Source organism: Gemmatimonadales bacterium (assembly GCA_035502185.1).
In the GTDB taxonomy this organism is placed as follows: Bacteria; Gemmatimonadota; Gemmatimonadetes; order Gemmatimonadales; family JACORV01; genus Fen-1245.
The window spans coordinates 23,647-31,066 of the sequence record DATJUT010000114.1; the positions used below are offsets into that span (position 1 = coordinate 23,647).

Consider the following 7,420-nt stretch of genomic DNA (forward strand, 5'->3'; position numbering starts at 1 on the left):
CTCCTACACGAACAGGGACACGTCGGCGTCGGCGGCGAAGTCGAGGAACGCGGTGGCGCCGGCGATGTCCACGCCGGGCAGCAGGTCCGACGCCTTCACCCCCATCACGCCCATCGTCGTCGAGCAGGCGAACAGCTTCGTCCCGCTCTCGCGCGCCATGGCGAGGAACTGCGCCACGTCCGGGAGCCGGGCCCGCCGCATCCAGCCCTTCATCATCGCGGTCGCCGCCGCGGTCATCCCGGGCAGCGCGCCGAGCAGGCTCGGCACCGGGACCGGCATCGCGGGGTTCCCGAGCGGCGCGACCTTGAGCGTGCGGTGGCGCTTCCGGTGGACGATGTCGAGCCCGTAGAAGGTGAAGAAGATGCCCACCTCCCAGCCGAGGCTCGCCGCAGTGGCGGCGAGGATCAGCGGCGGGTACGCGCCGTCGAGGGTGCCCTTCGATGCCACCAGCGCGAGGCGGCGGAGGCGGGCGCGGGGCTCGTCGCGGCCGGCCGGGGCCGGCGCCTGCATCGTTGCCGTCATGCGGCCTCCTTGCGGATGTAGAACACCTGGCGCCCGCCCTGGTCCTGCGCCGCCAGCAGGGCGTGGCCCCGCTGCCGGGCGAACGCGGGGAAATCGGCCAGCGAGCCCGGGTCGGTGCATTCGACGCGCAGCACCTGGCCTGCCTCGAGGCGCGCGATGGCCTGGGCCGTCCGGTACACGGGCAGCGGGCACAGCAGGCCCGTGCAGTCCAGCTCGGCGTCCCACGTGAAGTCGATCACGACGCGGCTCCTTCCGGCTCGACCAGCGAGGCGTAGAACGAGGCGTACTTGTGCCCGGAGTCGGGCGAGATCCCCACGACCAGGCCGGCGGTCGCGGGGTCGAGGCCCGCGATGGCGTGCGTGATCGCGCCGGTCGAGGGCCCCACGATCAGGCCCTCCTCGCGGAACAGGCGCAGCGTCATCGCATACGCCGGCCCGTCGTCCACCCGGACGACGTCGTCGATCACCGAGCGATCGAGGATCTCCGGCGCCTTCGCCTCCTCCAGGTTCTTGAGGCCCGGCAGCCGATGGCCGCGCTGCGGCTCCACCGCGACGACGCGGATGCCGCGGTCCCGCTCCTTGAGGAACCGCCCGACGCCCGTGATGGTGCCGCAGGTTCCGTAGCCCGCGACGAACGTCCGCACCTTGCCCTCGGTCTGCTCCCAGATCTCGGGACCGGTGGTCTCGTAGTGCGCGCGGACGTTGTCGGGATTGGCGTACTGGTTCGGCATCGCGTAGCGACCGCGGTGGGCGGGGCTGTCGGCGATCGCGCGGGCCAGCGCGATCGCCCCGTCGCGCGGATTGTCCACCGGGCACAGATCGTCCGGCGTCGCCATGACCGTGGCGCCCAGCATCCTGAGCAGCACCAGCTTCTCCTGCGGCACCCCCGAGGGGATCGTGACCGTGAGCGGGATGCCCTCGAGAGCCGCCAGGGCGGCGAGGGCGATCCCCGTGTTGCCCGAGGTGGCCTCCACCAGCTCCCGCCCCTCGAGCGCGCCGCGCTCCCGCATCCCCTCGAGCAGGTAGCGCGCCGTCCGGTCCTTGATCGAGCCGAACGGGTTCATCCACTCGAGCTTGAGGTACGCGTCCAGACCGGCGGCCACGCGGTTGAGGTGCACCAGCGGCGTCGGGTTGCGCGGGCTGGCGATCAGCTCGCGCACGTCGCCGTAGCGACGCCGGCGCGGATCGGTCGTGAGCCGCTTGCCGTTCCGCCCGCCGCGCGCGGCCTTCCGCTCCGCGACGATGGTGGCGACTCCCATGTGTCCTCCCCCTCTCGGTTGCCCCGCGGCCCGGCGCGGCGCCGCGGAAAACAAAACGACCCGCATCGTTTCTTCCGCGCGGGTCGAGAGCAGTGTGGCTGAAACCGGTCATGCTGAGCGCCGCTCAGGTGCTCATGCCAATGGCTCCCCGGCCCACGCGTGGGCGGCGGCAGGTACACAGGCAGGCCTCGAAGCAGCTCGGCGAACGACGCATCGGGTCTCCAGACGTGGGTCCAGGCTCCATCAGTATTATACGATCAATCGTGTCGGAGTTCCAAGGGGCCTGCCGGACGGGCCCAGCCGACGAGCGGAAGCGACCCGTGGCCCGGCACCGGCCGAGGCGGATCGACCAGATCGTGCGCGGGACCGGCGCGGGGTAGCTTGAACAGGCCACCCCACGCCGAGGTCGCATGTTCATTCTCCTGCCGCTGGTCGTCGCGTTGCTCGGTGACGGTCGCCCACGCCAGTCTGCTCCCTCGCCCGCTCGCGCGGTGGCCTCGGGCGCGGCGCGCGCTCGTGCGGGCGGCGCGAAGGAACCCCTCGTCGCGCGGGTGAGCGCCGCTCGCGCGGTGGCGTTGAGAGTCGAGCACCTCCAGACGCCGCTCGGAATCGACGCCGCCCGGCCTCGCTTCTCCTGGCAGATGGCGGACCCCCGCCGGGGCGCTCGGCAGACCGCCTACCGGTTGCTCGTGGCCACCGCGCCGGAGCTGCTCGCACCGGGGAAGGCCGACGTCTGGGACGGCGGGATCGTCGTCGCCGACTCGTCGGTGGACGTCACCTACGCCGGTCCCCCGCTTGCGTGGCGGCACCGGTACTACTGGACCGTCTGCCTGCGCGACCGCGAGGGCCGCGCCGTCCCGTGCGCGCCGTTCTCGTGGTGGGAGACGGGCAAGATGGCCGAGGGGTGGCGCGCCACCTGGATCGCCGCGTCGAGCGCGCCGCTCGACACCGTGGCGAGGATCGGCGCCGACGGGCCTGCCGCCGACTCCGGCACGGTGCCCCTCCTGCGCCGCGCGTTCGCCGTGCACGGTGCGCCGGTGCGCGCGCGGATCTACGCCACGGCACTGGGCAGCTATCGTCTCGCGGTCAACGGCAGGAGCGTGGGCCGCGGCGTGCTGCAGCCCGACTGGACGGACTACCGGTATCGCCTGACGTACCAGGCGTACGACGTCACGCCGCTGGTGCGGCGCGGCCGGAACGTGGTCGGGGCGCTGCTCGGTGCCGGCTGGTTCGCCAGCCGGATGGGGTTTTCATCGGCACGGTACGCGTACGGGCCCGCCCCGGTGCGGCTGCGGCTCGAGCTGGTCCTGACCTACGCGGACGGCCGGGAAGAAGTGATCCCGTCGGACACGGCGTGGCGAGCCGCGCCGAGTCCGGTCCTGGTTTCCGAGATCTACGACGGCGAAGCGTACGACGCCCGGCTCGAGCAGCCGGGCTGGGATCGTCCCGGCTTCGACGATCGCCGCTGGCATGCGGTCGTCGCCGTGGCCGCGCCGCGGGCGACGCTCCAGTCCCAGAACCTGCCGCCCGTCGCGCGGCTGGCGGAGATCCGCCCGCGGCGCCGGTGGTCTCCCGCCCCGGGGACCTGGGTCTTCGACCTCGGCCAGAACGTCGCCGGCTGGGCGCGACTGGTGGTGCGCGGGCCGCGGGGCGCGCAGGTGCGGATGCGGTTCGCCGAGATCCTCGATCCGGACGGCAGGAACGTCTCGCAGATCAACCTGCGCAGTGCCAAGGCGACCGACACGTACGTCGTGCGCGGTGGGAGCACGGAGCGCTTCGAGCCGCACTTCACCTACCACGGGTTCCGGTACGTGGAGGTGACCGGGTTCCCCGGCGTGCCCGGGCCGGGGGCCGTCACGGGGATCGTGGCGGGCACCGCGCTGCCCGAGACCGGCCGGCTCCGGACCTCGGATCCCTCGCTGAACCGCCTGTGGGAGAACATCGTCTGGACCCAGCGCGCGAACCTCTACAGTGTGCCGACCGACTGCCCGCAGCGGGACGAGCGCATGGGGTGGATGGGCGACGCGCAGGTATTCTGGCGCACCGCGAGCTACAACATGGACATGGCGGCATTCGGCGAGAAATGGCTCGCCGACGTGCGCGACGGCCAGACGGCCGCCGGCTGCTTCCCGAACTTCGCTCCGAGCTTCCTCGGCGTGCTCAGCTGCGGCGCCCCGGGCTGGGCCGACGCCGGCGTGATCATCCCCTGGACGCTGTGGCGCCACTACGGGGACGTCCGGGTGGTCGCCGAGAACTGGGATGCGATGCAGCGGTATCTCGCCTTCATCGGCGACTCCAATCCCGATTTCCTGTGGCGCAAGGGCAAGCAGGTGCAGTTCGGCGACTGGCTGCCGGCCGGGAGCACGAGGTCGTGGGGTGAGACGAACACCGACCTCATTGCCACGGCGTTCTGGGCGCACGACGCGCAGCTGATGGCGCAGATGGCCGGCGCGCTGGGGAAGGACTCGGCGGCCGCGGCCTACGGGCGGCTCGCTGCGCGCATCCGCGCCGCCTTCGACTCCGCCTACGTGCAGCCGGACGGCCGCGCCGGCGCGCCGTTCGTGAACCCGGACAGCGTGCGCACCACGTACACGCAGACGGGCTACGTGCTGGCCCTCCACTTCGGCCTGGTGCCCGATTCCCTGCGCGCGGCGGCCGCCGTCCACCTGGTGGACGACATCGCGGCGCACGGCTGGCATCTGACCACAGGCTTCCTGGGGAGTGCCTACGTGCTGCCGGTGCTGTCGGACGCCGGCCGGGACAGCGTGGCATTCCGGCTGCTGCGGCAGACCTCCTTCCCGTCGTGGCTCTACGAGGTGGAGCACGGCGCGACCACGATATGGGAGCGGTGGAACGGCGACCACGGCGATCCGGGCATGAACTCGTACAGCCACTATGCGTTCGGAGCAGTGGGCGAGTGGCTCTACCGGTACCTGGCGGGCATCGACCAGGACTCCGGCTCGATCGGCTGGAGTTCCGTCGCGATCCGACCGCGGTGGGCCCCGGGGCTGGACTCGGTGCAGGCCAGCTACCATTCGGTGCGCGGGACGGTCGCGAGCGCGTGGCGGCGGCGGCGCGACGGGGCGGTCGAGGTGACCATCCTGGTTCCGCCCAACGCCTCCGCCCGGGTCGTTCTCCGGGCCGCGCCGGCGTCCGTCGCGGCGGCGCCCGGCGCGCGGCTCGAGGCCGCGCCGGACGGCAGCGCGGTCTACGCCGTCGGGGCCGGGACGTATCGGTTCGTCGTGGCCCCGCCGCTGCCCTGAAGGGCCGGGTCCGCAGGGTCGGGGGGCGGCGGGCCGCGCGCTGAGCGGACCGACCTCCGCTCAGCCCCCGCCGAGCCGCCGAATCAGCTCGGCGGCCAGCCGGTCCACCGCCGCCGCGTCCAGGCCGAAGTACAGCATCGGCTCGACCAGCTCCAGCTCGGTCACCACGAGCTCGCCGTCGGGCGCGAGGCCGTCCACGCGGGCGTAGAGCGGATCGCCCGGCGCGACGGCGAGCGCGTGCGCCGCCTGCCGCACCAGATGGGCGCTCACGGCGGCCGGCTCGGCGGTCCCGCCGTGCTCCTCCTGGACGCGGAAGTCGCCGGGCCGCGGGCGCTTGCGCACCGCGTGCGAAAAGGCGCCGCCCAGGAAGACGAGCGACAGCTCGCCGTCGGTCTCGATCGCAGGCAGGAACGGCTGGACCATCAGGTCGCGCTCGCGCACCAGCCGGGCGAACCGCTCCTCGCCCTCGGCCGCGCGAGCGCGATCGAACCGCCAGGTCTCGAACGCGGTGGACGACACGTTCGGCTTGACGACCAGCGCCTCGGCATCGAACGCATCGGCCAGCTCCCGCAGCGTCGCGGTCGAGCCCATCTGCACCCACACCGTGGGCGCGACCGCCACGCCGGCGGCCGCCAGCTCGCGCAGGTAGGACTTGGTGACGTTCCAGCGGAGGGTCGGGAGCGGGTTGAGGACGCGGGCCCCCTCCCGCTCCAGCACCTCGAACCAGCGCAGGAACTCCGGCAGGCGGTGGTGATAGTCCCAGCACGACCGCAGCACGACGGCGTCGAAGTTGCGCCACCGCGCCGCAGGGTCGTCCCATCGCACCACGACCCCCGTGGCCCCGTGCCGCTCGAGCGCCGGCAGCAGCAGCCGGTCGTCGGCGCTGAGGTCGGGGTACTCCGCGCAGGTCGCGAGCGCCACGGATGCGGGCATGGATCGAAGCTAATCGCGCCAAACCCGACGCGCGTCGTCGTCATTCCCGGGGCGCAGGTCGCGCACGGCACGGCGTGTGCGCAAGCCTCGCGGTAGATTGGCGCCGGATGGCGCGCCCGACGTACCGAATCAACGACGCGAGGGAGACATGAAAGGCAACGAGAAGCTGCTCACGGTCCTGAACCAGCTCCTGGCCGACGAGCTGACCGCCATCAGCCAGTACATGGTGCACTCGGAGATGTGCGAGAGCTGGGGCTACGGGAAGCTGCACAAGGCGATCGAGGGCCAGGCGATGGACGAGATGCACCACGCCGAGTGGCTCATCCAGCGGATCATCTTCCTGGAGGGCGCGCCGGTGGTCTCCAAGCTCAACCCGATGAAGATCGGCGCGACGGTGCCGGACATGATCGGCAACGACCAGGTGGACGAGCTGAGCGCGGTGAAGGCGTACAACGAAGGCATCCGGGTCGCCCGGGAGGTGGGCGACCAGGGCAGCGTCGAGCTGCTGACCAAGATCCTGGTGATGGAAGAAGGGCACGTGGATTGGGCCGAGGAGCAGCGGGACCAGATCAGCCAGATGGGCCTGCAGAACTACCTGGCCAACCAGACGGAGGGCGCGGCGGGCTGATCGGGCGGCGGCGGTGCCGAAAACGGAACGGGCGGCGCACGCGCCGCCCGTTCGTCGTCAGGGCATCGCCGCTACTGGCAGGTGGGGGAGCCTTCGACGCTCACACCCGCCGGCGGTGTCGCCGTGCCGACGAAAATCCCGCAGGTCTTGCTGGTGGTGGTGGCCGACGCCGTGGCGCTCCAGCCCGAGCCGTTCGCCGCGGTGACCGTGATCGTGTTCCCGGGCGACGCGATGTAGTTGAGGTTGCTCGTCTGGGTGGTGTACGTGACGTAGTCCGAGAAGTAGGCCTCTTCGACCGAGACCAGGATCTTCAGGTCGGACACCATGCTCGTCACGTAGGCCTTCTGCTTGATGCTCGAGTACTTCGGGATCGCGATGGCGGCGAGGATGCCGATGATCACGATCACGATCAGTAGCTCGATGAGTGTGAAACCCCTGGCGCCTCTCACGATCGCCGCCTCCGGATACCTACACGAGCGGGTAAATCGGGGGGGCGGACCGAGCCGTCCGGCCCGCCCCCCGCGATCGCTGCTCAGGCTACTGGCACTGCGGGGCGCCTTCATTCTGCCCCGTGATCGGCGGCGTCGCGCTCCCCACGAAGATCCCGCAGGTCTTGGTGGTGGCGTTGTTCTTCGACGTCGCTGCCCAGCCGGTCCCGGTGGCCGAGGAGATCGCCACCGTGTTGCCGGCCGAGACGTTGTAGTTGAGGTTCGACAGCACCGACGCGTAGGTCACGTTGTCGGCGAAGTACGCCTCCTGGGCCGTGACCAGGTTCCGAAGGTCGGCCTTCATGCCCGCGATGTAGGCCTTCTCCTT

The 7,420-nt window shown here is 71.7% G+C and carries 8 protein-coding genes; 2 read left to right on the forward strand and 6 right to left on the reverse strand.

Annotated elements, in window-relative coordinates; genetic code table 11:
* Positions 1 to 3: 3 nt before the first annotated feature.
* From VMF70_15965 to VMF70_15975, 3 genes are read right to left on the reverse strand one after another with little or no spacing between them, the layout of a single operon-like run.
* Positions 4 to 522 (reverse strand): DsrE/DsrF/DrsH-like family protein, encoded by a 519-nt coding sequence (locus VMF70_15965; protein ID HTT69522.1) that lies wholly within the window; start codon positions 520 to 522, stop codon positions 4 to 6.
* On the reverse strand, positions 519 to 761 hold the full coding sequence (locus VMF70_15970; GenBank protein HTT69523.1) for a sulfurtransferase TusA family protein: 243 nt from the start codon (positions 759 to 761) through the stop codon (positions 519 to 521). Before VMF70_15970 ends, VMF70_15965 begins: the two co-directional genes overlap by 4 nt.
* A complete protein-coding gene (locus VMF70_15975) occupies positions 758 to 1,780 on the reverse strand; it encodes a cysteine synthase family protein (protein HTT69524.1) in 1,023 nt (340 codons plus the stop codon). The genes VMF70_15970 and VMF70_15975 overlap by 4 nt, the downstream gene beginning before the upstream one ends.
* Before the next feature lie 410 nt (positions 1,781 to 2,190).
* On the opposite strand from VMF70_15975, the gene VMF70_15980 reads away from it, so the two are divergent.
* Positions 2,191 to 5,043, forward strand: a complete 2,853-nt coding sequence (locus VMF70_15980) for a family 78 glycoside hydrolase catalytic domain (GenBank protein ID HTT69525.1) — start codon at positions 2,191 to 2,193, stop codon at positions 5,041 to 5,043.
* 60 nt (positions 5,044 to 5,103) lie between these two features.
* Here the strand turns inward: VMF70_15980 and VMF70_15985 are convergent, their stop codons facing one another.
* On the reverse strand, positions 5,104 to 5,976 hold the full coding sequence (locus tag VMF70_15985) for a hypothetical protein (protein HTT69526.1): 873 nt from the start codon (positions 5,974 to 5,976) through the stop codon (positions 5,104 to 5,106).
* Positions 5,977 to 6,124: 148 nt separating this feature from the next.
* Here VMF70_15985 and bfr point away from each other — a divergent pair, with 148 nt between their 5' ends.
* Positions 6,125 to 6,604, forward strand: a complete 480-nt coding sequence (gene bfr / locus VMF70_15990) for a bacterioferritin (protein ID HTT69527.1) — start codon at positions 6,125 to 6,127, stop codon at positions 6,602 to 6,604.
* Positions 6,605 to 6,675: 71 nt separating this feature from the next.
* Here the strand turns inward: bfr and VMF70_15995 are convergent, their stop codons facing one another.
* Positions 6,676 to 7,053 (reverse strand): prepilin-type N-terminal cleavage/methylation domain-containing protein, encoded by a 378-nt coding sequence (locus VMF70_15995; GenBank protein ID HTT69528.1) that lies wholly within the window; start codon positions 7,051 to 7,053, stop codon positions 6,676 to 6,678.
* A gap of 88 nt (positions 7,054 to 7,141) precedes the next feature.
* The coding region (locus tag VMF70_16000; GenBank protein HTT69529.1) for a hypothetical protein at positions 7,142 to 7,420 on the reverse strand (279 nt) is incomplete at its 5' end.

Bases quoted from the DNA above. Each gene is read 5' to 3' on its own strand.
- VMF70_15985 (HTT69526.1), bottom strand. From the start codon at position 5,976: ATGCCCGCATCCGTGGCGCTCGCGACCTGCGCGGAGTACCCCGACCTC.
- VMF70_15980 (HTT69525.1), top strand. From the start codon at position 2,191: ATGTTCATTCTCCTGCCGCTGGTCGTCGCGTTGCTCGGTGACGGTCGC.
- bfr (HTT69527.1), top strand. From the start codon at position 6,125: ATGAAAGGCAACGAGAAGCTGCTCACGGTCCTGAACCAGCTCCTGGCC.
- VMF70_15965 (HTT69522.1), bottom strand. From the start codon at position 522: ATGACGGCAACGATGCAGGCGCCGGCCCCGGCCGGCCGCGACGAGCCC.
- VMF70_15975 (HTT69524.1), bottom strand. From the start codon at position 1,780: ATGGGAGTCGCCACCATCGTCGCGGAGCGGAAGGCCGCGCGCGGCGGG.